Annotated in this window: 20 protein-coding genes; 9 read left to right on the top strand and 11 right to left on the bottom strand. The window is 35.3% G+C overall.

Annotation, left to right across the window (positions count from 1 at the left end):
* Positions 1-261 precede the first annotated feature (261 nt).
* Both MG290_RS08765 and MG290_RS08770 read right to left on the bottom strand, forming a co-directional pair.
* Positions 262-561: a hypothetical protein gene (locus MG290_RS08765; RefSeq protein WP_264560946.1), complete on the bottom strand. Its 300-nt coding sequence runs from the start codon at positions 559-561 to the stop codon at positions 262-264.
* 5 nt (positions 562-566) lie between these two features.
* Positions 567-1,307: a hypothetical protein gene (locus MG290_RS08770; protein ID WP_264560947.1), complete on the bottom strand. Its 741-nt coding sequence runs from the start codon at positions 1,305-1,307 to the stop codon at positions 567-569.
* Between the two features lie 275 nt (positions 1,308-1,582).
* Between MG290_RS08770 and MG290_RS08775 the strand changes: the two genes are divergently transcribed.
* Positions 1,583-2,485 carry a tyrosine-type recombinase/integrase gene (locus tag MG290_RS08775; protein ID WP_264560948.1) on the top strand — a complete coding sequence of 301 codons (903 nt, stop codon included), beginning with the start codon at positions 1,583-1,585 and terminating at the stop codon, positions 2,483-2,485.
* A complete protein-coding gene (locus tag MG290_RS08780; protein WP_264560949.1) occupies positions 2,464-3,561 on the top strand; it encodes an IS91 family transposase in 1,098 nt (365 codons plus the stop codon). Before MG290_RS08775 ends, MG290_RS08780 begins: the two co-directional genes overlap by 22 nt.
* A 338-nt stretch (positions 3,562-3,899) precedes the next feature.
* Here the strand turns inward: MG290_RS08780 and MG290_RS08785 are convergent, their stop codons facing one another.
* The 3 genes from MG290_RS08785 to MG290_RS08795 form a co-directional block, all read right to left on the bottom strand.
* Positions 3,900-4,400 carry a hypothetical protein gene (locus MG290_RS08785; RefSeq protein WP_264560950.1) on the bottom strand — a complete coding sequence of 167 codons (501 nt, stop codon included), beginning with the start codon at positions 4,398-4,400 and terminating at the stop codon, positions 3,900-3,902.
* Positions 4,401-4,492: 92 nt separating this feature from the next.
* Positions 4,493-4,915, bottom strand: coding sequence for a hypothetical protein (locus MG290_RS08790; protein WP_264560951.1), 423 nt, complete (start codon positions 4,913-4,915; stop codon positions 4,493-4,495).
* A 163-nt stretch (positions 4,916-5,078) separates the two neighbouring features.
* Complete coding sequence (locus tag MG290_RS08795) at positions 5,079-6,257, bottom strand: hypothetical protein (RefSeq protein ID WP_264560952.1); 1,179 nt, start codon at positions 6,255-6,257, stop codon at positions 5,079-5,081.
* Positions 6,258-6,575: 318 nt separating this feature from the next.
* On the opposite strand from MG290_RS08795, the gene MG290_RS08800 reads away from it, so the two are divergent.
* Both MG290_RS08800 and MG290_RS08805 read left to right on the top strand, forming a co-directional pair.
* Positions 6,576-7,478: a tyrosine-type recombinase/integrase gene (locus MG290_RS08800; protein WP_264560948.1), complete on the top strand. Its 903-nt coding sequence runs from the start codon at positions 6,576-6,578 to the stop codon at positions 7,476-7,478.
* Positions 7,457-8,554 (top strand): IS91 family transposase, encoded by a 1,098-nt coding sequence (locus tag MG290_RS08805; RefSeq protein WP_264560953.1) that lies wholly within the window; start codon positions 7,457-7,459, stop codon positions 8,552-8,554. The genes MG290_RS08800 and MG290_RS08805 overlap by 22 nt, the downstream gene beginning before the upstream one ends.
* A 302-nt stretch (positions 8,555-8,856) precedes the next feature.
* Here MG290_RS08805 and MG290_RS08810 read toward each other — a convergent pair whose 3' ends face one another.
* The 5 genes from MG290_RS08810 to MG290_RS08830 all read right to left on the bottom strand — a co-directional run bounded on the left by MG290_RS08810 (position 8,857) and on the right by MG290_RS08830 (position 14,431).
* Positions 8,857-10,062 (bottom strand): outer membrane protein assembly factor BamB family protein, encoded by a 1,206-nt coding sequence (locus tag MG290_RS08810; protein ID WP_264560954.1) that lies wholly within the window; start codon positions 10,060-10,062, stop codon positions 8,857-8,859.
* 316 nt (positions 10,063-10,378) lie between these two features.
* Entirely contained in the window at positions 10,379-12,442 is a 2,064-nt protein-coding gene (locus MG290_RS08815) for a DUF262 domain-containing protein (protein ID WP_264560955.1), read from the bottom strand.
* Between the two features lie 341 nt (positions 12,443-12,783).
* The gene (locus MG290_RS08820) at positions 12,784-13,659 is read right to left on the bottom strand and encodes a hypothetical protein (protein WP_264560956.1); all 876 of its coding nucleotides are present in this window, start codon (positions 13,657-13,659) and stop codon (positions 12,784-12,786) included.
* A 231-nt stretch (positions 13,660-13,890) separates the two neighbouring features.
* Positions 13,891-14,190 carry a type II toxin-antitoxin system RelE/ParE family toxin gene (locus tag MG290_RS08825; protein ID WP_264560957.1) on the bottom strand — a complete coding sequence of 100 codons (300 nt, stop codon included), beginning with the start codon at positions 14,188-14,190 and terminating at the stop codon, positions 13,891-13,893.
* The gene (locus MG290_RS08830; RefSeq protein WP_264560958.1) at positions 14,183-14,431 is read right to left on the bottom strand and encodes a type II toxin-antitoxin system ParD family antitoxin; all 249 of its coding nucleotides are present in this window, start codon (positions 14,429-14,431) and stop codon (positions 14,183-14,185) included. The genes MG290_RS08825 and MG290_RS08830 overlap by 8 nt, the downstream gene beginning before the upstream one ends.
* Positions 14,432-14,855: 424 nt before the next feature.
* Between MG290_RS08830 and MG290_RS08835 the strand changes: the two genes are divergently transcribed.
* The 5 genes from MG290_RS08835 to MG290_RS08855 all read left to right on the top strand — a co-directional run bounded on the left by MG290_RS08835 (position 14,856) and on the right by MG290_RS08855 (position 24,817).
* Positions 14,856-15,179: a single-stranded DNA-binding protein gene (locus tag MG290_RS08835; RefSeq protein WP_264560959.1), complete on the top strand. Its 324-nt coding sequence runs from the start codon at positions 14,856-14,858 to the stop codon at positions 15,177-15,179.
* Between the two features lie 464 nt (positions 15,180-15,643).
* On the top strand, positions 15,644-17,812 hold the full coding sequence (locus MG290_RS08840) for a TonB-dependent siderophore receptor (RefSeq protein ID WP_264560960.1): 2,169 nt from the start codon (positions 15,644-15,646) through the stop codon (positions 17,810-17,812).
* On the top strand, positions 17,812-19,038 hold the full coding sequence (locus MG290_RS08845; RefSeq protein ID WP_264560961.1) for a PepSY-associated TM helix domain-containing protein: 1,227 nt from the start codon (positions 17,812-17,814) through the stop codon (positions 19,036-19,038). Before MG290_RS08840 ends, MG290_RS08845 begins: the two co-directional genes overlap by 1 nt.
* Before the next feature lie 84 nt (positions 19,039-19,122).
* Positions 19,123-21,930, top strand: coding sequence for an outer membrane beta-barrel family protein (locus MG290_RS08850; RefSeq protein ID WP_264560962.1), 2,808 nt, complete (start codon positions 19,123-19,125; stop codon positions 21,928-21,930).
* Between the two features lie 112 nt (positions 21,931-22,042).
* Positions 22,043-24,817 (top strand): outer membrane beta-barrel protein, encoded by a 2,775-nt coding sequence (locus tag MG290_RS08855; protein ID WP_264560963.1) that lies wholly within the window; start codon positions 22,043-22,045, stop codon positions 24,815-24,817.
* Between the two features lie 53 nt (positions 24,818-24,870).
* Here MG290_RS08855 and hemL read toward each other — a convergent pair whose 3' ends face one another.
* Positions 24,871-26,151 carry a glutamate-1-semialdehyde 2,1-aminomutase gene (hemL, locus tag MG290_RS08860; protein WP_264560964.1) on the bottom strand — a complete coding sequence of 427 codons (1,281 nt, stop codon included), beginning with the start codon at positions 26,149-26,151 and terminating at the stop codon, positions 24,871-24,873.
* Between the last annotated feature and the right edge of the window lie 7 nt (positions 26,152-26,158).

The raw sequence follows: 26,158 nt of genomic DNA on the forward strand, positions 1-26,158 counted from the left end.
CTAGATGAGCTAAATATTTATCAACAATTTTGGGTGGTGGGAAAAGGCAAGCTCTTTTTGTTTTGTGAGGTACGAGCAAAATAAAATGTGCTTGACTGTGCGGTTGGCTTTTCAGAGCTTGTGTACAACGGTTGGGTATTGCCGAAGGCGGGGGATTTTGTGCACTAATTTTCGGATTATAACTGACCTTTAATTTATTCATTTTCTTTCGTTTAAGCTATTAAACCGCTATTTTTTATATACGTTGTTGGCGGTAGTTTTTTAATATCCTCTTGGATATGTTGTCATTACAGGAATTCGAACATATTCTCCGTTCCCACCAAAATCATAAAACGCATTACTTTTACCATTAATCGCTTCAAGATTTACGTCTAGATATCCACTTACGTCTACTGTATTATCCACGTCAACGCTCCCTGATACATCAATGTATCCACCTTTAACATATACATTCTGCTTTGTCGGAATAACTCCCGCATTTTGAAGCACAACTGCCCAAATTCCAATTGTTATTACAATTAAAATGGCTTTAAGTGAAATGTTTTTTGATTTAGTTTCCATAATATTTAGATAAAATTTAGAATTAGTCTTACGATTGAATTTACATTATCTCTTATGTAAATAGCTGTCCATTTTTCTGCCCTATTTCCGCTATGTGAATCGCTAAAATTGTTTCGTGCATTGGCAACAGCATTTGTAATTGTCGATATTAAAACAATGACTTGTTCTGGGTATTCTATGCTATTAGCGTCAAGTTCAGTTTTTATATAGTTTCTAACTTGAACTGCCATTGGTGTTAATTCGTTTAGGTGTATTTGAGTCGGGATTTTTTCACGAATAAATGATTTATAAAATCCCTCCAAGCAAGTGTATGAAAGAGTCAATGCTAATTCATAATTCCTTGAGTTAATTGCATTATCTATTCTTTCAAGATATTCAATGAGTCTTTCCGCATTCCATAAATTTGCTGGTATAACTGCCTGTGAAACTTCTATCTGGTTATCAGGTTCTATAAAATCTCGAATTGTTGCAGTTCTTTCAGGTTCTAAATGACCAATTACTCCGAGTATTGAATTAACAATCTGAACTCTGTCGTTTTCGGGTTGTTCCATTAGCAGATCAAAATAGTAATCTCTTCTGCTTGTACTTTTGTTATCAGCTCTACGTTGTTCAATATAGTTAGTGTATGAGGGTACATTGTAATTGACCTCTCTTATCGTATTAAGAAATCTTGTGCCTCCAAAATATGTTTCTCCTTGAGTATTTATTAATTCAAAAAGTCTATTAAATATCTGAATCCAATTCATTTAGGCTTTCTTTTTTTTAATTACCGCCAACGGTGAAGTATAAGCGTAGTGCGGGATTACGAAGCCGACACTTTCCATTTTGCCGATAAGTTTGTTAATAGTTCATAAGTTCAAATTTAGCTCTTTCGCCCGCATTATGCTTATACAATGTTGAACTAAACCTCCGGTAGCTTTCGTTGCGATGATATTCGTATCTTAGTATTTATTAACGATTAAATAATTGATACTATGGTAACTAAAAAAAATCTCCGGAGGAATTAAGAGCGAACAAATATTTGAATCGCGCTTGTAGTGAAATTAATGGTTTTTCTGAACTTCTGCAACGTTTTGAGCGTAATATTTCTATTTTAGGACGAAGTAAACGCACTTTCGAAAATTATTCTCGCCATGTTGCTGCAATGGCCTTACATTTTGGCTGTTTACCAACCGAATTAGATCCTGAACAGGTTAAAGATTACCTCTTTGAACTCCAACAACGCTCTAAATCTCCTTCACAATCGTATTTTAAACACACCGTTTACGGACTTCGATTTCTACTAAAGACCGAAAATCTTCCGTATGATTATCTTCATTTACCGGCAATTCCTAAAGAAAAAAAACTTCCTGTTATTTTAAGTCGTCATGAGATTTGGAAACTGCTTCAACATGCCGATTTGCTCAAACATCGCATTTTAATTGGTTTGATTTATAGCTGTGGATTGCGCTGTATGGAAGTGAGAAACATCGAACTCAAACATCTCGATTTCGATAGAAAATTACTACATATTGTTCAAAGTAAAGGGAAGAAAGATCGTTATGTTCCACTTTCTGATCATATTATTCGAGGGATTAAAAAGTATATTTCGGTCGAACATCCTACCACCTTTTTATTTACCGGAAACACCAAAGATGCCAAAGGTTTTGATTCGCGTTATAGTCAGCGTGGGGTTCAATGGGTGATAAAATCGGTTTGTAAAAAGGCCGGAATTTTAAAAGATGTGCACACCCATACATTGCGTCACAGCTACGCTACGCATTTGCTCGAAGATGGTGTAAATATTCTGCAAGTTCAGAAATTGATGGGACATGAACGTATTGAAACTACGATGGAATACTTACATGTTTGTCAGCTCGAAAACCAAAAAGTACACAGTCCAATTGATACCGTTTTTGCGCTATGCAGCCGCAATGGGAAGTAGCCGATGTGCTCAAAAAAGTCGATTTGTCTAACCAAAACTTTACGGTTCATCAAGAAAAAACACTTCGAGCATTGACTTTATGCAGAACTGCTGCTTTGGGCGGACATGTAGATGCTTGTGATACTTGCGGAAACATCAGCATTAGCTACAACAGTTGCCGAAACAGACATTGTCCGAAATGTCAAGGTCATAAACGTGAAGAATGGATTCAGGCGCGCGAACAAGATTTATTGCCTTGTTCGTATTATCATGTGGTTTTTACCCTTCCAGATTCGCTTAATGGATTAACGATTCATCAGCCACAATTGATGTATAAAATCTTGTTTGATTCGGTTTGGTCAACATTAAATCAATTCGGAAAAAGGGAAAGATTGCAACTAGGAATGATTGGAATTTTGCATACTTGGGGACAAAATCTGAGTTTGCATCCGCATATTCATTGCATTATTCCTGGAGGTGGAATTGATGCAAACGGTAAATGGAAACGCAAGATAAAAACCGATAAATACTTGTTTTGTGTGAAAGCATTGAGTAAGGTTTTTCGAGCAAAATTTGTGGCCTCCATGCGTAAAGAAAGTTTAGGAAATCAAGCGTTGTACAATCAATTATTCGAAAAGAATTGGGTGGTTTATGCCAAACGTCCTTTTGGTGGACCAAAACAAGTGATTGAATATTTAGGTAGATACACACACAAAGTAGCTATTAGCAATCATCGGATTAAAAACGTAACCAATCACGAAGTTACCATTGCATACAAAGATTATAAAGACGGTAGTAAAACCAAGCAACTCACCTTAAAAAATGAAGAGTTTGTTCGCAGATTTAGTTTGCATATTTTACCCAAACGCTTTGTTCGGATTAGGCATTATGGCATTTTAAGTAGTAGTTGGAAACGCGGAAAACTCCAACAATTACAAGAGCATTTAAATGTTGTAAGACCCGAAATCGAAATCAAAACACAACATAGAAAATGTTTTTGTTGTAAAATTGGAAATCTGGTTACGTTGCATGTTTTTGGGCAAAGAGGGCCGCCAAAAGTATATCTTATCGAAAATACACTTGCTTCTGTGAATTAACTTTTACGGGTAAGGGAACTTGTGTTTCATCGTTAAAAAAAGAAAGTGAAAAAGGTTGAAACAGTACAAGTTCAAACACAAAAAAAGCAGTAATGGCAAAATTACTGCTGGTATATTTTAAAGCTACACTTCGAAAACTCCATAATACATAAAGCTACTCCGGTGAGCCTGCCCTGAGTTTATCGAAGGGTTCAACGGGCTTTACTTCACTTGTTTATTATTTGTTTTGGTGTTCAGTGATTTTCAATTCATCTCATGCCCTCCGGGCAAGACGAAAGCTTAGTTATTGGCAGTAGTTTTTTTCTATTTTTAATTTTTTAACTGTGTTATTTATAATTTTAGTAATTGCAATTTGAGATTTTGTATTTATAATAAAAAAATACCATCCCTGCTTTATAGGTTAGATTTTGATTGTTATATCCAATTTCTATTGAAATTTGCTCACCTAATTGATCTAATTTTTCATTATTACCACAACTCCAATAAAAACCTCTAATTAATTCTTCTACTCCTGCGTCATCATTTTTAATATCATAAGAACCGTTCTCTGTAAAAACTGTATTCTTAAACTTTTTAGGTAGTAAATCATATCTATTTTTCCAAATAGTAGGTAATTCCGATACTGAATAAGTTTTCAAATCTTGTTTTAGTATTTCATTTAGGTCTTCTTGTGATGTATTTTTAGTTTCATTTTTAGTTGGTTCAGTTTTTTTCGAACTTTCTAAATTATTCTTTTCCGAGATAGTATTTATAAAAGGTTCTTGTTTCTTCTTTAGCTCAAGTTCTTTTTCCCTGAGTTCAAGTTCTTTTTCCCTGAGTTCAAGTTCTTTTTCTTCCAATTCCAATTCTTTTTGCGTGGATTTATTGTTATCACAAGAAAAGAAAACAATGAAAATTAAGAAAATATTTAAATATTTCTTATTGTTTGTTTTTAATCCAAGCTATATAAGTTATAGACCCATTTCATATCATTGAAATCAACGTATAATTGATTTCGTCCATTTTGACTATTCAGTTTTACCAGACGAACTCTACAAGTCAACCCATCTTTGTTGACACAATAAAAAGACCAAGTATCATCACCGTCAGAGTCGGTAGTTTTTCCCTCATCTTCAGCGACATCATAAACTTGAGTTTCTTTAGAATATATTGTAAACCTGTCCTTGTCAATGTCCATCACAACTAAAATTGAAGTCTCTTCCCATTCTGACCAATCACTCCATTGATAGTCATTTACTTTAGTCATAAATGCAACAGAAGTTGTTTTCAATTTGTACACTTGACCATATGTCAAATTTGTCATCAGGATAATTAACCCTAAAAGAAGGATAGATTTCAAATTTCTTGACTTCATACTTGTCTTTTTTTATTTTAAATTACTGCCAACGGCTTAAATATGCGTAGTGCGGGATTTCGAGGCACTTTACTATCAAACCGCTATGTTGTTTATTAAATGCTTTAATGTTCAAATTTACCAAATCGCCCGCATTACGTATATTTTTTGTTATGCGTAGTTTTCATTCGAACTTATATATTTTAATAGTTCCATTTTCGTGATTTGAACGATAATTCCCTATAGCCACAATATTCCCTGTACCATTTAAGATAGTATTTAGCCCTTCCAATGTACTTCCTATCTGTTGCCATTTATTGTTTTTGAGTTTATATGTTTTAACATAGCCATTTTTGTGGGTTGAGCTTGTAGATGAAGTAACTGAAATGATATTTCCATCATGGTTTATACTTATTCTATGACCAAAATAATCGTATTTATTCTCGCCTGTGATTTCCCCACCTATTTGTTCAAATTCAGTATCCATAATTTTGTAAATCATAACTTTTCCCAATGCTACTTTTTCATCAGTTCTATAGTCAGGAAAGCCTAATAATAGGTATTGTCCATTACCACTCAAAGAAAGATTGACAACATCAAAAATATTTTGTTTCTCTACTTTCAAAGTTTGTGTTTTTTCAAATGAACCATTTGAGATTTTATGAATTTCAAATATTGCATAATGCTTGTCTTTAATTGATATCGAATAGTTAATTGCTATTATTTTACCATCATTACTAAAGTTTAAATTTTTACTAATTGAATTAGGAACATTAACTGTAATTGTTTTAGCTAACCTTTCCATGTTGTTACCATTTTTATGAAAAACTAATACTTCTTCATAATTGTATTGGCCCTCCATTTGGTTATTGCTTTGTTGTGCTGTGACGACTGCACTTACTGACGAATTAGTTTTGAAAGACAATCCTAAATGGTCATTGTTTTTTTTACCAATTAGACTGTCCCGATATATCCAGTTATTATCTTGTTTTTCTAAAAAATGTATTACCCCATTTTGGATGGAATCACCATTCTTCTGACTCTCTGAAATTAGAATGAGATTACCAGTTTCATTTATGCTTAAATGATCCCCAAAAGAACTGTTTTTTGATTTGCTGACTATTGTGTTTGCGACTTGAATCCATTTACTGTTTTTGAGTTCAAATACTTTTACAAATTTTGGCCTGTCAGAATAAGTTACAGCAATAGTATTTCCTTGTAAATTTAAATCATAATTTAGCCCAATTCTATTTAAACGTCCGTCACCTAATATATCTTCTCCAATTTGAACCCAATCCTGGCTCAAACAACTATAAAACGAGAATGAAACCATTAATAATAAACTCAATCTAATTTTTTTCATCTTTTTCTAATTACGCACAACGGTCTGGGCTATACGTAGTGCGGGATTTGAAGACTGAAAGTTTCAAATCGGCACGAAGTAGAGCGTAGCCGTTGAATATTTTAAATTTTCAATAAATATACAAAAGGCGAAGCGAATTACAAGACGAAAATTTCAAATTTCACACTTAATCCCGCATTATGTATAGCCTTTGTTGAACTAAACCTCCGGTAGCTTTCGTTGCGATGATATTCGTATCTTAGTATTTATTAACGATTAAATAATTGATACTATGGTAACTAAAAAAAATCTCCGGAGGAATTAAGAGCGAACAAATATTTGAATCGCGCTTGTAGTGAAATTAATGGTTTTTCTGAACTTCTGCAACGTTTTGAGCGTAATATTTCTATTTTAGGACGAAGTAAACGCACTTTCGAAAATTATTCTCGCCATGTTGCTGCAATGGCCTTACATTTTGGCTGTTTACCAACCGAATTAGATCCTGAACAGGTTAAAGATTACCTCTTTGAACTCCAACAACGCTCTAAATCTCCTTCACAATCGTATTTTAAACACACCGTTTACGGACTTCGATTTCTACTAAAGACCGAAAATCTTCCGTATGATTATCTTCATTTACCGGCAATTCCTAAAGAAAAAAAACTTCCTGTTATTTTAAGTCGTCATGAGATTTGGAAACTGCTTCAACATGCCGATTTGCTCAAACATCGCATTTTAATTGGTTTGATTTATAGCTGTGGATTGCGCTGTATGGAAGTGAGAAACATCGAACTCAAACATCTCGATTTCGATAGAAAATTACTACATATTGTTCAAAGTAAAGGGAAGAAAGATCGTTATGTTCCACTTTCTGATCATATTATTCGAGGGATTAAAAAGTATATTTCGGTCGAACATCCTACCACCTTTTTATTTACCGGAAACACCAAAGATGCCAAAGGTTTTGATTCGCGTTATAGTCAGCGTGGGGTTCAATGGGTCATAAAATCGGTTTGTAAAAAGGCCGGAATTTTAAAAGATGTGCACACCCATACATTGCGTCACAGCTACGCTACGCATTTGCTCGAAGATGGTGTAAATATTCTGCAAGTTCAGAAATTGATGGGACATGAACGTATTGAAACTACGATGGAATACTTACATGTTTGTCAGCTCGAAAACCAAAAAGTACACAGTCCAATTGATACCGTTTTTGCGCTATGCAGCCGCAATGGGAAGTAGCCGATGTGCTCAAAAAAGTCGATTTGTCTAACCAAAACTTTACGGTTCATCAAGAAAAAACACTTCGAGCATTGACTTTATGCAGAACTGCTGCTTTGGGCGGACATGTAGATGCTTGTGATACTTGCGGAAACATCAGCATTAGCTACAACAGTTGCCGAAACAGACATTGTCCGAAATGTCAAGGTCATAAACGTGAAGAATGGATTCAGGCGCGCGAACAAGATTTATTGCCTTGTTCGTATTATCATGTGGTTTTTACCCTTCCAGATTCGCTTAATGGATTAACGATTCATCAGCCACAATTGATGTATAAAATCTTGTTTGATTCGGTTTGGGCAACGCTTTCTCAGTTCGGAAAAACTGAAAATATGCATTTAGGAATGATTGGAATTTTGCATACTTGGGGACAAAATCTGAGTTTGCATCCGCATATTCATTGCATTATTCCTGGAGGTGGAATTGATGCAAACGGTAAATGGAAACGCAAGATAAAAACCGATAAATACTTGTTTTGTGTAAAAGCATTGAGTAAGGTTTTTCGAGCAAAATTTGTGGCCTCCATGCGTAAAGAAAGTTTAGGAAATCAAGCGTTGTACAATCAATTATTCGAAAAGAATTGGGTGGTTTATGCCAAACGTCCTTTTGGTGGACCAAAACAAGTGATTGAATATTTAGGTAGATACACACACAAAGTAGCTATTAGCAATCATCGGATTAAAAACGTAACCAATCACGAAGTTACCATGGCATACAAAGATTATAAAGACGGTAGTAAAACCAAGCAACTCACCTTAAAAAATGAAGAGTTTGTTCGCAGATTTAGTTTGCATATTTTACCCAAACGCTTTGTTCGGATTAGGCATTATGGCATTTTAAGTAGTAGTTGGAAACGCGGAAAACTCCAACAATTACAAGAGCATTTAAATGTTGTAAGACCCGAAATCGAAATCAAAACACAACATAGAAAATGTTTTTGTTGTAAAATTGGAAATCTGGTTACGTTGCATGTTTTTGGGCAAAGAGGGCCGCCAAAAGTATATCTTATCGAAAATACACTTGCTTCTGTGAATTAACTTTTACGGGTAAGGGAACTTGTGTTTCATCGTTAAAAAAAGAAAGTGAAAAAGGTTGAAACAGTACAAGTTCAAACACAAAAAAAGCAGTAATGGCAAAATTACTGCTGGTATATTTTAAAGCTACACTTCGAAAACTCCCTAATACATAAAGCTACTCCGGTGAGCCTGCCCTGAGTTTATCGAAGGGTTCAACGGGCTTTACTTCACTTGTTTATTATTTGTTTTGGTGTTCAGTGATTTTCAATTCATCTCATGCCCTCCGGGCAAGACGAAAGCTTAGTTATTAGAAGTTTTATTATTTATCGTATCAACTTTATAAAAGCGTCTCCTCTGTCACTAGAACTTCTCATATACAGAGATTTTTCTTTTTTTCTCGGTATGTCAAACTCGATTAATCCTGCTTCACAATAATAAAGCAAAGAGTTTTCGTCTTTAAATTCAATGTTTGAAACAGGAATATTTGTTAGTTGAAATTCCTCTATTTTTTTTCCTGTCTTTAAGTCTAATTTGAAAATCACACCTTTTTCAGTATAGCCCCACAAAAAACCTTTATTCTCCGTAATGTATTCAATTTTATCATTATTGAATTCTGTTTTCCAGTTTAATATTCCATTTTCTGTTTTTAGAGAATAAACAGCTGTTTTTTCACTACCTTTTGTTCCGAAGTATATATTGTCTGTATGACAAAAAATCCGCTCTTTAATATTATGTTGATTTTCAGGTAATTCATATTCCCAAAGAATATCCAAGTTATAGGGTTTCATTGCATATAAAGTTCTGCTCTCGTCTGAAATAAAAATATTTTTATTGTCGGTTACGGGCTTTCCATACATGGCTTTTTTAAACCCTCTTTTGTACAGTGCTTTTCCTGTTTGGGCATCAAAACTATAAAAATAAGGGGCACTTTGTGTGAATACCTTATTGTCAAAAAATAAAACAGGAATGTGATTATAAGGGTAGTCTAATTTATAATTCCAAATCAATCCACCATCTTTAATGTCAAGTGCATAAATGTTGCTATTGTCGTTTTGAGTAGTTATGTAAAGTTGGTTATCAATGATTGTTGGAATTTGATTTTTAATGATAATTCCCTCTTTGATATTACCTAAACGCGTTTTCCAAAATGCTTTGCCTGTTTGGTTATTAAGTGCATAAATTTCCCCATTAATGAAAGGAACATAAACAATTCCGTCTTTAAGTGTCAGTTTATTTCCAGACATTGTCCTATCGGGATCGGTTGCTTGTGCCTTCCAATTAATTTTTTCTGTACTCAAATTGTAAGAAATTAGTGTTCCATCCAAATCATAAATTAGGATAGAGCTTGTGTCTAAAGGTATTTTTTTTATTTGAGCAATAGAATTATTAAAAACCATATCTTCCATAGTCAATATTTGATTATTTGAATATGAATTTTTATCACTTTGAGGTGCAGGATTTGGTGCTTGTGCCAATAACTGACACGACACTACCATAAAGAATAGAAAAGTTGAAATTGTTCTTTGCATAATGTGGGTTTTTAAAATTTCTGCATAACGGGGCGGCGGCTTTGCGAAGTTCTTTTTCCGAGCTTGCTCGGGGAAAGGATTTAGCAAAACCGCATGATGTGCGAAGTTCGCGAAGCGACAAGCGCATCGTGCGGTGCAGGCGTCGCCCCGATGTAGCGAAAGGAGCGTAAGCGGATTTCGCTACATCGGTATCGGCTATGCGTAGTGCGGGATTTCAAGGTACTTACCTTTCAATTTAGCACTTCGTTTATTTAATGTAATCACCTTCATTTCAGCACTTTCGCCCGCATTACGTATAGCCATTGTTGGGCGTTCGTTATTCTTTTTCCGCATATTTTATTGTCAATTCATCTTCTGAATCAAAAATTGTCAATGCGTGTTTTATCTTCTCAAATTTTCCAATATTGTCAATGTTTCCTTCAATGAAATAAGTATCATTTATTGCAACTGCTTGTCTTGGATTTCCTTCTTTTGGATTTTTAGTTAAGGTTATTTTCTCCGCCAAGTCTGTTGTAAAAAATGTCTCTGGCTGTAAGTCAAAAAGTTGTTTAAATACTTCTACATATAATTTAGCAACTTGATTAACTTCTATTTTTTGGTCGAAGAAGATAGCATACTCCAATTTTTTATGTTTTGGGTCTTCTGCTTCAAAAATGTTTACTTCATTGTTTTCATCTCTTTCTTCTAATTCGATTTCTGGCATTTGCCAAATTTTCAAAAATCGTTCTGCAAGAAGGTCAAAGCGTCTTTCTATTTCTGCTTTATCCCATTTGTCTGAAATTGACAAATACTTATTAAGCCACAAGCGACTGTCTTTATATCCTGCATTTTCTAAATCTCTTTTAAATACGAACGGTTTGTTTCCAAGTTTTCCATTGTTACCCGATAATGTCAAATTACCAATTGTGTTCAAATAGGTTTCTTTGATTAAATTGTATTCATCTGCTCCTAAATCCACTTTCCATTTCGGGTCAGGGTTTTGAGGGAAAATATGTTCTATGGTTATATCTGTATTTCCTTCAATTATTACTGGTTCGTTATTTTCAAAATTCTCAAGTCGTTCAAGAAGGTAAGTTCTGTTTTTGGATTTTATGTTGTAAACATCTTTTAGTTTAAGGCTTTCAATAACTTCTTTGTTTTTTGGAAAACGTTGTGAGCCTGGTCTTTTTAGTAACCATTTTTGCAAGGACAACAAATAGTCGTTTTTATCCACTTTTTCGTAAAGCGTCATAAATATTTTGTTCAAAGCGTTTGTTGGCAAACCGACTATAAATCTTCTCCAAGCAAAGGATTGTATGAAATCCAAAACTTTTATAAAAGTTGACTTGTCAATTATGTTTTCTGAATAGTCTTCATAAACTTTCATTAAAAACGGATAAGCCACATTTATTTCAAGCCTGTTTATATATTCAAGTTGTAATCTTATGTCTTTGTCCGTCTCGTTTTTTGGATTAAGAAGTTTATTATAAAACTTAACAAGCGATTTTATTGGTGAAAGATTGGTTTCTAATTCTTGTAAGTCAGTTGTTGGAAACTTTGCTTTAAACTCCAAATAAACTTTGCTTTTGTTAGGGATTTTGTTGTTTACTAAAGTCAAATAATCTCTAATAAAATCAGAAACTTTGCTTGTATTCAAGGTTTCATCTTTTGCGAGTTTCTCAATGATTTCCCAATAGTTGTTATAAATCTTGTTTTGGTCTCTACGATTGAGCCCCATCAAAATATAGTTTCTAATTAAGTCTGCTTGTGATAATTCAAGACCTGTTGAGTTTAAACTTTCAAAAATTCTTTGAGGGTCGTCTTTTTCTCTATCAAGCGAAATTTCTACAAACATCAGTTTTGAAAGTCCTTTCAAGACGAACTCAAAATTTTCTTCAGTTATCCTGCTTTTAAAGTAGTTGAAATTATCTATTACTTTAGAAAAGTCGCTAAATTCTTCGTCTTTGTCGCTTCTCAAAAGGTATTTTATTGCTTTGTCGTTATTTTCTGTTGGTCGAAGTTTTAACTTTTCTTCTTCGGGTGCAAACTTGTTTGTGAGATATGTTTCTGAAATTTCGGCTTCAAGTCCTTTGTCTCCAATTTCAATTGCCAAACGATAAAGAGCCAAATAAATTAAAGTCAAAGTAGTCAATCTTTGCTGTCCGTCAATTACAGTCAGTTCTTTAATTCGTGAAGAAGTGTAAACATCATCGTGAACGTAAACAACACTACCAATGAAGTGAGCATTCATTTTGCTACTTGTTCCGACCTCCAAAATGTCATCTAAAAGTTGTTTGCACTGACTTGTCGACCAATCGTAATTTCTTTGGTAAACTGGAATTACAAATTGTGTCTTATTTGAAGATAAAAAGTCTTCTACTTTCGTTTCGTTTGCTTTCATTTATTCAATTCTGTTCAATGTTTGTTCGGGTTCTCTCTAATGACGCCCAACGGGGCGGCGGCTTTGCGAAGTTCTTTATCCGAGCTTGCTCGGGGAAAGGATTTTGCAAAACCGCATGATGTACGAAGTTCGCGAAGCGACAAGCGCATCGTGCGGTGCAGGCGTCGCCCCGATGTAGCGAAAGGAGCGTAAGCGGATTTCGCTACATCGGTATCGGCTATGAGTAGTTGCGTGGGGTAGCACTTAACTTTGCAAGTACACACCAAACTGAAAATCCGCGAGGATTTTCAGAATTAGGCGAGAACAAGCAATTACTTATAGCCATTGTTGTGCGTTCGTTTTTATTCTTCTTTAAATATATTTTTATAGTGTTCAACGTGATGGGGAAATTCCTCTTCGTAAAACGGGTAACTTATTCCCAAAATTGAGATTTCATAACCTTCATCTTTCATTCCTGTAATTGCATTTCCAGCAACTCCTTTTATTACAAGTCCGTCTTGCCTGAATACTTTTAGTTCTGATATAACTTGAGTATCAATAAATTCAAATTCTGGGTCGTCAGTATTTATTACAATATTATTTTTCAAGCAATACTCTTTAAAGAATTTGTATGGACTTTCAATTCCGTTAAATTCAATTTGTCCGAAGGCAACACCCATTGGTGCATCTGCTTTTTCGAGTCTTGAAGTTCCAATTTCTTTGTCTTCCAAAACTATATTGTAGGTTCTCTTACAACTGTTTAGTACCTTTTCGTTGTAAAAATCTAAATAATAGTCAGAAGCAAGGCATTCGAATGTCTCATCTTTAAAAAAGAATATGAAATGTTTTCTGTCCGAATTATTATTCTGAATTCTTTCAATTGGATTTGGTAATTTTCTATCTAATCCACTTTTGATTTCATAGAATTCTCCCCATTCTAATTCCGTTGGCTTAATTCTGTACTGACCATAGTAAAAACCTTCGTCATTGCAAGTGTTCAGAGAATATTCAGCACAGTTTTTAAATCGAATTTTAACTTTGTCGCCTTCTTGATACTTGTTGAATTGAAAATGATTGAGATAAATATCCATTATTAAGTCAATTCCGTCCACTTTCAATTCAATTTCTGGTGAAACAGGGTCAGCATTCCAATCCTTTGTTATTTGGATATAGTCAATTTTTCGAGTTGGAATTTCCTCTGTCTTTTTTGTTCCAAATATTTTATTTATCCAACTCAATTTCGTTTGTTTTCGGGTTTTCTTAAATGACGCACAACGGTAAAGTATAAACGCAGTAGCGGAGTAGGGAAATCGAAACTTTCAACTTTACACAAACATAAGCTACTTGCATATTCATTTGCTAAATTTACAAAAAGGAAATTAATTTGCAAGTAGCGACAAAGAATGCACTCACGTTGAATTTGACACTTAACCTGCTATTGCGTTTATACATTGTTGGGTGTAGTTTTTTTATTCAGTCAATCTATTTTTCAAATCCATTCGTTCGTGTAAAATTCTGATTACCTCAATTTTATTTTCCGAAAGTGATTGGTAAAATATAATGTGTTTTCCGGATTTTAGTCCGTGTAAGTTTTTACTTATTCCATAATATTCTTTTCCAACTTCTGGATTTTCTCCAATTCCATTACAAGCAATTTTTATTGTCGCATAATATTTATCCGCTTGTTTTTCAGACCATTTTTCATAAGTATAGTCCCAAATGTCGTTCAAATCATCAATGGCTTCTTGTCTTAATATTACTTTAGCCATTTTTTCGTTTTTCAGCTTTTAGCCTTTTTAGATTTTCATCAAAGTCAAAGTCTTCAACTAAAGGACTATTCAATCCTTCTTGAATTGCATTTCTTAATGCGATTACTTTGCTTTCTTCATTTTCCAATAGTCGAAGTCCAGCTCTTATAACCTCGCTTACATTTTTATAACGTCCAGCAGAAATCTGAGTTTGTACAAACTGATCAAAATAATTTCCGAGCGATATTGATGTATTTTTCATTTCATTTTAATTTTACTCAAATATACCAAATTTTGGTAAAATAGTCAAATTTTTAGATTTTCGCTCAAATTACACCCAACGGGGCGGCGGCTTTGCGAAGTTCTTTTTCCGAGCTTGCTCGGGGAAAGGATTTAGCAAAACCGCATGATGTGCGAAGTTCGCGAAGCGACAAGCGCATCGTGCGGTGCAGGCGTCGCCCCGATGTAGCGAAAGGAGCGTAAGCGGATTTCGCTACATCACAAATATATACGAAAGTTTCTTAATTAACAAAAAATAAAATATAAACACACAAACAACTGTAAATAAACAGCATAATCGACAACAAACATTTACAATCGACTACAAATGTTTAACAACCGAATAAAATTTGCAAGCTGTTGCAACTTTGTACCAAATCATTATTTAATCATAAATTTTATACGCCATGAGTACATTACGCAACAACGTTCGCTTAATCGGGAGAGTAGGCAACACACCAGAAACCAAAACTTTTGACAATGGTACAAAAGTAATCTTATCGCTTGCAACCAGCGATTATTATTACAACGATAAAAAAGAAAAAGTGGAAACCACCCAATGGCACAACATCGTTGCATGGGGCAAAACCGCTGAACTGATTCAAAAATATGTTGAAAAAGGTAAAGAAATTGCCGTGGAGGGTAAACTTACTTATCGCACTTATGAGGATAAAGAGGGCATCAAGCGCAGCATTACCGAAATTGTAATCAGTGAAGTGCTGTTTTTCTAAAATCAAAATCCTTAGGGTTTTATAGCATTTCCACAGATGCACAGATGATTACGAATGAATGCGCGCTACTTATAAAGCGATGCATCTTATAGAATACATCGTATTCAAAATCTGTGAAAATTTCATTGGGAATACATTCATTTTAAAACTAAATCAGTATATCTGTGGTAAAAACAAATCACTGCATATCATCGTGTTAAAAATTATTTAGGTCATACCCTAAGGTTAAAAACCAAAAGAAAATCCCTCTAATCGGGATTTTCTTTTTTTATCTAAATTTGCCTCAAAGCCTGTGATGCTGCTCGCAATCAATGCTTTAAAAAACACCACACACTCCTACCCTTTTGTTGTACAGAAATCATACTATTTTCTTGGTAAATCAAATGAAAAATTTCCTTTCAAAAAAATTATTTTTATTTGTTTTAAATAAAAACAATAGTACTTTTGCATCAAATTTTTTAAAGATGAAAAGATTATTACTCCTTATTCCTGCAGTTACAGTGGCTTTTGACGGGAATGCTCAACAAACCGATTCTATCAAATCTGACAACTTAGAGGAATTAATCATTGAGGCATATATTCAAAAAAGTGTTCATTCGGCAAACAAAATGCCTTTGAAAGACATTGAAAATCCACAGGTTTATAATGTAATCAACAAAAATATTTTAAAACAACAAGCGGCTACTACTTTTAGCGATGCTTTGAAAAATGCTACGGGTGTTTCGCGTCTTTGGGAATCTACCGGGCGTGGTTCAGACGGTGCAGAGTTTTATACCATGCGTGGTTTTTCTACGCAGCCGCGCTTGCTAAACGGTATGCCGAGTTTTACCAATGGAAGTTTAGACCCTGCAAATGTGGAAAGCATCGAAGTAATCAAAGGTCCTTCGGGAACCATGTATGGTGGCAATATTGTGTCTTATGGTGGGTTGATTAATATCACTACTAAAAAGCCTTACGAAACTTTTGGTGGCGAAATGGGATATATCAATGGCTCCTACGGATTAAACCGCGTGACTGCCGATATTAACACGCCTTTGAATAAACAAACTTTTTTGCGTTTAAACACTGCGTACCAATACCGCAACTCGTTTCAAGATGCCGGTTTTAGTAAATCGCTGTTCTTTGCACCATCGTTAAAATTTGTAGCAAACGACCGACTAACTTTCTTTGTGAATACCGAAATTAAAAATTCAGAAGCTGCTAATGCGCCCATGATCTTTTTAAGCCGATACAGTCCGTTGTCGTTTGAATCGATCGATTTATTCGAGCAAAACTATAAAAACTCCTACACCAGCAACGATTTAACCATTAAAAACCCTACGTTTAATTTTCAAGCATACGCGGTGTATCAATTGGCTGAAAACTGGACATCGACTACTATTTTTTCTAAAAACAATGCTAAAACCAGCGGTTACTACCAATATTTGTGGGATGCTGCCAACGGAGACGAATTCACTCGTTTCATAACAAAAGGGGAAGCACAAACCAACACCACGGGTATTCAACAAAATTTTGTAGGAACTTATACTATTGGTTCGGTTAAAAACAAATTGGTTGCCGGTTTAGATTACTTTCAACGAAAATTCTCTGTAGGCGGAACTGGTTGGGCTTCGTTTGGAACGGTTTCTTTGATAAATCAAACAGATACAATGATCGATGCCAACGATAATGCGCAACAAACCATGTTGACGACACCGCATGTTGATGCTGCATTAGTAGGAACATCGGCAGCACTACAATCTGCAGAAACCAAGATTTATAGTGCTTACGCATCCAACGTCATTGAATTTTTACCGAATTTATCGGCAATGTTGAGTTTACGTGTGGATCATTTTACAGGAAAACCAACTGCTTATTCCACAGAAGAAATTAAAGGAAAAACTACCTTATCACCCAAATTAGGAATTGTTTACCAACCTATTAAAGACCAATTATCAGTATTTGGAAACTATATGAACGGTTTTCAATACTTAGATGCTGCTGCGGTTGATATCACAGATAATGAAGGAAATGTAACCGGAAGAGAAGTACGCTTTTTTGACCCAGAACAAGCCAATCAATGGGAAATTGGGGCAAAAGCAAGCTTAATAAAAGACCGTTTATCGGTTACAGCAAGTTACTACGACATTAAAGTAAAAAACAAATTAATGGGCAATGGTATTGATGCCACCCAAGCAGGCGAAGTGCAAAGCAAAGGTTTTGAAGTAAGTGTATTGGGAAGCCCGATTGATGGTTTAAACATTATTGCTGGTTACAGCCACAACAATAATGAAGTGATTAAAGATGCAGAAGATTCGGGTTATTTAGGTTTAAGAACCGAAGAAGCAGGTCCTGAAAATTTATTTAACTTTTGGGCAAACTATACCATTCAGCAAGGTGCGTTACAACATTTTGGTTTAGGTTTTGGTGCTAATTCTGCAAGCGAATTATTAACGCTTAATCGCGCAAACATTGGCACATTTGCTTTGCCGGGCTATACGGTTTTCAATGCTGCTTTATCATACAACACTGAAAATTACAGCGCTGTTTTAAAAGTGGACAACCTTACCAATGAAAAATATTTTATAGGCTGGTCAACCATCAACCCACAATTGGCACGCTCTATTTCGTTAGGTTTAAACTATAAATTCTAATGACTAAAAAGAAAGACAAAAAGCCCAAAAGCAAATTCAAGAAATTAATAGGCAAGTTGCACCTTTGGTTCGGCTTGCTTATTGGTGCTATTGTATTTTTTATTTCTATTACTGGTGCATTATATGTTTTTAAAGATGAAATCGAAGGGTTACAACGCAAAGAATATGTACAGCATCATGAACCCAACCATCAAAACAAAGAAAAACTTCCGCTAAAGCAATTAGAAAACTTGGTGCAACAACAAGTGCAGGAACAATACCCAATTCACTGGGTAAATATTCCGATAGATCGTGCGCTGTCATACCAATTTTATTATTTTGAACGAAACGAACACGCTTGGAACTATTTCGATGAATATCCTGTGTACAAAGTGGCGTATGTAAATCCCTACAACGGAAAAGTTTTGCAGGTGTATGATGAAAAAAACAGTTTTTTCAACATTGTGAAAATGTTGCATTGGAGTTTTCTGTTGAATTCTGATTGGGGAAAATGGGTTACGGGAATTCCTGTATTGATTTTTGTTTTTATGCTGATTTCGGGCATCATTCTATGGTGGCCAAAAAACAAATCGGCTCGCAAACAACGCTTCTGGTTCAAATGGAAAAACGTGAAAAGCTGGAAACGAAAAAACTATGACCTGCACAATATTATTGGTTTTTATACTTCGTTTTTTGCGCTTATTTTTTCGATTACCGGCTTGTTTTACGCGTTCTTTTTCATTCAAGCAATGATTTATGTGGTTTTTTCGGGCGGAAAAACCCAATATCCCGACTTTTCGCACATTACCACCACAGCACCTGCATCGTTGAGAACCGATACCACTTTAGATAAAATCGCCCAAAAGGTAGAAGAACTATACCCTGATGCGTATATGTTTGCCTTAGATTTAGGTCATGAGCATATAGACGATCACGAACATCCCAACTTTGAAGTATTTGTGCGTCATTTATCTTATTCTTACCATAAAAACAGTAATTTAATTTTCGATGAAAATTCTGGTGAATTGCTTCATACCCGCAACCCTGAAGACAAAAATTTTGGTGAAAAAATGGTAAATGCCAATTATGATATTCATGTGGGTGCTATTTTTGGTTGGCCCACAAAAATCATTGCTTTCATTGTAAGTTTGCTTTGTGCCAGCTTGCCTGTTACGGGTTTTATGATTTGGTATGGCCGCAATAAAAAGAAAAACAACACTAAAAAAGTGCACAGCAAAACCATCTAACCAAACCCTAATTAATCTTTTAAAGCGATTTTTTCATTGTTATGTGAAGAATCGCTTTATTTTTGTAGTTTAATTTTTTGAGCTATGAAAAAAATACAATCCATACTTGCTTTGGTCTTTTTGCTGTTATCAATCCACAGTTTTGCACAAAACATTCAACTGAAAGGAAAGGTTACCAACGAAAAAAAAGAACCAATTACCGATTTAACGGTGTATCTATCCAAAGTAAAAGATTCTACATTAATCCAATATGCTACTACCGATGCTTTGGGCAGTTTTGCTATGGATTTAAAAGCGGTGGAAGAACCCTCTTTCCTCACTTTTTCAATCATTGGTTTTAAGGATAAAATCGAAAAATTTGACCAATTAAATCAATCAAAAGATTTAGGAGAAATCGTAATGACAACCGATTCGGACTTGCTTTCGGAAATTGTGATTGTGACCGATGCTCCGATTCGGGTAAAAAACGATACATTGGAATTCAACGCTTCATCGTTTAAAGTACGCCCAGATGCCAATGTGGAAGCATTGCTGAAAGAATTACCTGGCGTAGAAATTGATGCCAACAAAAAAATAACGGTAAACGGAAAAGAAGTAAGCCAAATTTTGGTAAACGGCAAACCATTTTTTAATACCGACGGAAGCATTGCCTTGCAAAATTTACCTGCCGATTTAATTAAAAAAGTTCAAGTTACCGACTTTAAAACCAAAAGTGAAGAATTTTCGGGCAGAAAAGCAAAAAGCGACAACGCCAGCATTAACCTTACCATAGACGATGATAAAAACAAAGGTTTAATGGCGAAATTAAGTGCAGGTATAGGAAGCATTATTGATGACAGCAACCGATACGAAAGCAGCGGTTTGATTAATTATTTTCAAGGAAATCGGAAAATTTCGGTTTTAGCATCGAGCAACAACATCAATTCTGAAGGTTTTTCTATGGATGAATTGTTTGATAATATGGGCGGCGGTCGCAGTCAGTTTTTAAGTTTTGGAAGTCGTTCAGGCGGTCCATTTGGCTTTGGAAGCGGCACCGGAATTACACGAACCCACATGGCTGGTTTTAACTATTCAGATCAATTTTTTGAAGATTTGGAAACCAATGCCAGTTATTATTTTAAAGATACCCAAAACAAAAACAACAACCGCTCACGTGTTATCAATTTGTTGCCCGATGGCGATTTTATCACCGAATCGGTATCACAACGTTTAAACAACAACACCAACCACAATGCAGATCTTCGGTTAGAATATAAACTAAACCCTAGTACTAAAATATTTGTGAGCCCGGTTATCACGGCAAACACCAATGAATTGGCATCAAACAGCACCTCAGCATCTACCGACGGCGAGGGAAATTTATTGAATGAAAACACCGAAAAATCGTTTTCAACAACCGATAGTTTCACTTTTAAAAACGCAATAGAATTCAACAAAAAGTTTAATGACAAAGGAAAAAACCTCAGCGTAACGCTCGAAAACGACCATTCTAAAACAACCGGCTTGGGCAATACCAACTCTGCAACGCTGTTTTATCAAGACGAACGCCCAAATGATATTCGTAACCAAGAAGAACAATCGAGAAGCACTGATGATATATATAGTATCACCACAGAATATTCTCAACCTATTAGCGAAAAAGCGTTTATTGATTTTGGTTACACCTTTGAACACAACAACCAAACAGACCGACTGAACACGTTTAATTTTAACGAAAGCACCAATACTTTTACCGATTTTAACGACCGATTGTCTAATGAAACCCATACCAATATTGTAACCAATACACCTTATGTGGGCATGAACTTTAATTCAGACAAAATAGATTGGTTTGTGAATTCTGGAGTGAATATCGCCAATTTCAACGCATCTGCTTTTTATATGAACAACAATTATTCGGTAGATAGAAAATTTGTAGCACCTTACATTCGCAGTAATTTTAGATACAAATTAGACAAAAGCAAAAATTTTAATGTGGGATACAACTACAATGTAAACAACCCCAATGCAACCCAAATTTTGCCTTACGAACGCTTAAACGATCCTTTGCAAACCTTTATTGGAAATGAAAATTTAGATCAGGTGCGCTATCACTCGTTGCGTTTAGGTTTTAGAAATTACAATTTTCAATTGCGCTCGGGATGGAGTGTTTTTCTAAACGGAAGCTATTACGACTCACAAATTGTTTCGTTTACGCTTTTCGATGAAAACCGCAAGCGTACCACTACTTATGAAAACGTTGCGGGTGCTTTTAACGCCAATTTGTTTTTTCATTGGAACAAATCGCACAAATTCAACGAACACACCATTCGCTACGGAACAGGCACGCAACTTTCGTTAGACAAACAAAAGGGGTTTGCAAACGGCGTGTTGTATGATGCAAACGGTTTCACATTTACGCCAAACATCTATGGTTCTTGGGATTACGGCGAATTGTTTACCATAGCTCCTTCTTACAATGTATCGTTTAACAACACCAAATACACCAATTTTCAACTGCAAGAAACAAGTTTTGTGCGCCACAATTTAATGTTGCAAACAACGACCTATTGGCCTGAAAATTTCACTTGGGGAAATGATTTCAGCTACACGTACAACAGCAATATTGCACCAGGTTTTCAAAGAGATTTCTTTTTGTGGAACACTGCCATTTCGTATACATTCTTGAATAAAGCATTAACTGCAAAAGTGAAAGTGTACGATTTGTTGAATCAGAATATCGGAACATCAAGAACTATTAGCCCCACAGCAATTATCGATCAGGAAAATACCGTTTTAGAACGATACGTAATGTTTTCGGTCACATGGAAATTCAACCAGTTTGGAAATTCATCAAACAACAGAAATCGCGGCAGTCGCATGATGATGCCAGGCAGAATGCGGGAATTGTAAATTAATCCGTATCTTTAAAAATGTTAAAAGTGTGTGAAAATATTTCGCACACTTTTTTTTGCACACTTTTTTTAACACTTTTGCGTTAACTCTACATTTAATTGAAACATTTATGAAACATCTTTTAGCCATTTGCGCCCTCTTGTGTAGTACGTTTTTATATGCACAAAAAATAGAAGTAAAAGGAAAAATCACCACCGTTGAAAAAAAACCCATTGAAGCAGCAACGGTTTACCTATCCACTGTAAAAGATTCCACTTTAATTGATTATACCATTACCGATATTTCGGGCGATTTTTCAATTCCGATAAAAAAAACAAACGAACCTCTTTTCTTAACGGTTTCCTATTTGGGCTACGAAGATTATGCTAAAAAATTAGAAGATTTAAAAGAATCTTTGAATTTAGGAACCATTTCGTTGCAAACCGCCAGCGATGTGTTAGATGAATTGGTAATTACAACCGATGCCGCACCCATTCGGGTAAAAAAAGACACCTTAGAGTTCAATGCTGCTTCATTCAAAGTGCGACCAGATGCTACTGTAAAAGAGCTTTTGGAGCAGTTACCTGGTGTGGAGGTAGATGTGGACGGTAAAATAAAGGTAAACGGCAAGGAAGTGAACAATGTTCTAGTAAACGGAAAACCATTTTTTGGTGCCGATGGAAAAGTAGCTATTGAAAATTTACCGAAAGACATCATTAATAAAGTACAAATTACCGATACCAAAACCAAAGAAGAAAAAATTACAGGCTCTAAAGCCACAAGCGACTCCAAAACCATTAATCTTACCATTGATGAAGACAAAAACAAAGGTCTTTTTGGTAGATTTATTGCCGGATATGGAACAGATGACCGGTACGAATCATCGCTCTTATTCAATTATTTTAAAAATGATTTTAAGATTAGCGTTTTGGGTTCGTCTAACAATATCAATTCTCAAGGTTTTTCAACCAACGAAATCATGGATAATATGTCGGGTGGCAGAAACAGTTACTCTACATGGAGCGACGATGGATCGTTCTCTATCAACGGTTTCGCTTTTGGTGGTCAGAAAGGAATCAGCCAAACCGATATGATTGGGGTAAACTACAGCGATAATTGGGGCAAAAAAAATAAAGTGAGTATGAACTATCTTTTTAACGAGGTAGAAAACAACAACGAAAACAAATCTCGCATTGAAAATCTGCTTCCCAATAATAAATTTGTTACCGAATCTACATCCGACCTTAAATCGAAATCGGCCAACCACACCTTCAATTACGATATTGAAATGGAATTGGATTCTCTAACAACACTTACAATAGTTCCTATTTTAAAAAGAGGCATCAGCACCAATCGAACCAATAGCGCAAGCGAAACTAGAAATGAATTGGGTGCCCTTTTAAACCAATCAAATAGCAAAGATTTTTTAAACGTGGATACTTACAGTTTTGAAAACGAATTGCTAATTGCACGCCGATTTAAAAGAAAAGGAAGAAGCATTAGTTTAGGTTTAGAAAACAGAAACACGAACAACGAAACCTATCAGTTAAAGAATTCAGCGGCTCTTTTCTTTCAATCACAAGCTGCAGATGATATTCGAAACCAAGAAATACAGTCCACAAAACATACCGATGAATATACCATTAACGCCGTTTACCGAGAGCCTATTAACAACACTCAATCCTTAATATTCAGATATACATCAACTTGGACAAACGAATATCAAGGCAGAGGTACTTTTGATTTTAATAATATGAGCAATGACTTTTCTGTTTTTAACGATTTACTTTCGTTTTCAAATAGTTTAAAAGGTACACGAGTGGCTCCTAGTGTTGGCTATCAAATCAATACGGATAAAGTGTGGTTTAATTTATCGGCAGGAACTACTTTTAACAACTACGATGTATCTTCCTTTTATAACAACGTTCATTATTTAAACAACAGATTTGATATTTTGCCAAAAATCAATGCAAGTACCAGTATCGAAGTTGGAAAATCAAAACGAGTTTATGCCAATTATTCTTACAACGAAAGCAGCCCTTTTTTAAATCAATTGTTAGAATACGAAGATTTATCCAATCCGTTATTTATATCAAAAGGAAACAAAGATTTGCAAACTTCCCAAGAACATAGTATCTATCTTAATTTCAACAACTATGATTGGCAATCCCGATCGGGTTATTATGCATATGCCGGAGGTTCCTATAACCCACGCTCAACGGGAACTACGCAATCGTTTGATGAAAATTTCGTGGCGAGATCGAGCTTCATAAATGTATATGACACCTATAATTATTGGTCGGGAATTAGTTATAACAAAAGTTATAATTTAACCGATAAAAACAAATTGTCTATAAGTGCGGGGTTCAATGTAGATGGTGATTTGAACAAAGGATCTTTAAACGAAGTGGCTTACACAGCAAATAGAACCAGTTTTGGTCCAAGAGTGAATGTCACTTTAGATTTTGATAAGAAATTAACCATTCAACCCAGCTATACCTATAGCATTGACAAAACCAATTATAAGAATTTCACCATTGATCAAGCCAATTTTTTCAGGCACAAAGCAGGTTTAATGATTACGTCATACATGCCTAAAAATGTTGTCTTTGGAAGCGATGTAATGTACCAATACAACTCTAACCTTTCCAGCGCTTTCAGAAAAGATTTCTTGCTTTGGAATGCCAGTTTAGGTTACAACTTTTTTAACGAACGTTTTTTGGCGAAAGTAAAAGTATATGATATTTTAAATCAAAACCAAAGCATTCGAAGAATTGTTTCACCAACAACTATTTCAGACACGCAAGACACCATTTTAAGACAATATGTAATGTTTTCTTTAACCTACAAACTGGAACGATTTGCAGGAAAAAAGAAAAGCAACCACTTCATAATTGAAGAGTGATAAAGCAAAATTGAAAAAGCCCCAAAAAGTAAGTTACTCTTTGGGGCTTTTTTTTATATTGTGGCTTCGTTGATTGCTTGTATGGTTTCGTCTAAATCTTCATACGATAACGCATCGGTAATAAACCAAGTTTCATAGCTTGATGGTGCAATATAAATACCGCGCTCTAACAAATCGTGAAAGAATTTTCTAAATTCAGGTGTATCGGCTTTTGAAGCATCTTCGTAATTTTCAACATGGTTTTCACAGAAGAAAATCGAAATCATAGAACCTACCCTATTTATAGTGAACGTTTTGTTGTTGGCTGTTAAAACCTTACGAATACCCGTTTCTAAATACGCTGTTTTTGCTTCTAATCTGTTGAATAATTCGGTATCGTTATTAATTGCCTGCAACATCGCTAAACCAGCCGCCATTGCCAACGGATTTCCCGATAATGTTCCTGCTTGATAAACCGGTCCAACTGGTGCCAAATAATCCATAATTTCTGCGCGGGCAGCAAATGCACCAACAGGCAAACCGCCACCAATTACTTTTCCAAAGCAAACAATATCTGCTTGTACGTTAAACAACTCTTGTGCGCCACCTTTTGCCAAGCGAAAACCCGTCATCACTTCATCAAAAATCAACAACGTTCCGTTTTTATCGCAAATCGCTCTTAATTCTTGAAGAAAATTATTCACAGGCGGCACACAGCCCATATTTCCTGCAACCGGTTCAATGATAATCGCTGCAATTTCATTTTTATTGGCCTCAAACAATTCCTTTACAGAATTCAAATCGTTGAAATTTGCCAACAAAGTATCTTGTGCAGTTCCTTTGGTAACTCCAGGGCTTGAAGGCACGCCAAATGTTGATAAACCACTGCCTGCCGCTATTAAAAACGAATCGGAATGTCCGTGATAACAACCGCGAAATTTGATGATTTTTTCTCGTTTAGTATATCCTCTTGCCAAGCGAACCGCACTCATACATGCTTCGGTTCCCGAGTTTACAAATCGAATTTTATCGATATTCGGCACCATTGAAACAGCCAGTTTAGCAATTTCAGTTTCAATGGCGGTAGGCGTACCAAACGATGTGCCCAACTTGGTTTTTTCAATCACCGCATCAACAACTGGTTGGTATGCATGACCCAAAATCATTGGTCCCCACGAGTTGATGTAATCTATATAGCGTTTATCGTCTTCATCAAAAAGATACGCGCCAATGGCTTTTTTAATAAAAATGGGCGTTCCTCCTACCGATTTAAACGCACGAACGGGAGAATTAACTCCTCCCGGTATATATTTTATTGCTTCAACGAATAATTCGCTGCTACGTTTGTATAACATTTATATG

Origin of the sequence: Flavobacterium sp. CBA20B-1 (assembly GCF_028473145.1) — a bacterium.
Lineage (GTDB): Bacteria > Bacteroidota > Bacteroidia > Flavobacteriales > Flavobacteriaceae > Flavobacterium.

Coding starts and splice junctions, on each gene's coding strand:
- MG290_RS08765 (WP_264560946.1), bottom strand. CDS start 561: ATGGAAACTAAATCAAAAAACATTTCACTTAAAGCCATTTTAATTGTA.
- MG290_RS08770 (WP_264560947.1), bottom strand. CDS start 1,307: ATGAATTGGATTCAGATATTTAATAGACTTTTTGAATTAATAAATACT.
- MG290_RS08780 (WP_264560949.1), top strand. CDS start 2,464: ATGCAGCCGCAATGGGAAGTAGCCGATGTGCTCAAAAAAGTCGATTTG.
- MG290_RS08790 (WP_264560951.1), bottom strand. CDS start 4,915: ATGAAGTCAAGAAATTTGAAATCTATCCTTCTTTTAGGGTTAATTATC.
- MG290_RS08795 (WP_264560952.1), bottom strand. CDS start 6,257: ATGAAAAAAATTAGATTGAGTTTATTATTAATGGTTTCATTCTCGTTT.
- MG290_RS08805 (WP_264560953.1), top strand. CDS start 7,457: ATGCAGCCGCAATGGGAAGTAGCCGATGTGCTCAAAAAAGTCGATTTG.
- MG290_RS08810 (WP_264560954.1), bottom strand. CDS start 10,062: ATGCAAAGAACAATTTCAACTTTTCTATTCTTTATGGTAGTGTCGTGT.
- MG290_RS08815 (WP_264560955.1), bottom strand. CDS start 12,442: ATGAAAGCAAACGAAACGAAAGTAGAAGACTTTTTATCTTCAAATAAG.
- MG290_RS08825 (WP_264560957.1), bottom strand. CDS start 14,190: ATGGCTAAAGTAATATTAAGACAAGAAGCCATTGATGATTTGAACGAC.
- MG290_RS08830 (WP_264560958.1), bottom strand. CDS start 14,431: ATGAAAAATACATCAATATCGCTCGGAAATTATTTTGATCAGTTTGTA.
- MG290_RS08835 (WP_264560959.1), top strand. CDS start 14,856: ATGAGTACATTACGCAACAACGTTCGCTTAATCGGGAGAGTAGGCAAC.
- MG290_RS08840 (WP_264560960.1), top strand. CDS start 15,644: ATGAAAAGATTATTACTCCTTATTCCTGCAGTTACAGTGGCTTTTGAC.
- MG290_RS08845 (WP_264560961.1), top strand. CDS start 17,812: ATGACTAAAAAGAAAGACAAAAAGCCCAAAAGCAAATTCAAGAAATTA.
- MG290_RS08850 (WP_264560962.1), top strand. CDS start 19,123: ATGAAAAAAATACAATCCATACTTGCTTTGGTCTTTTTGCTGTTATCA.
- MG290_RS08855 (WP_264560963.1), top strand. CDS start 22,043: ATGAAACATCTTTTAGCCATTTGCGCCCTCTTGTGTAGTACGTTTTTA.
- hemL (WP_264560964.1), bottom strand. CDS start 26,151: ATGTTATACAAACGTAGCAGCGAATTATTCGTTGAAGCAATAAAATAT.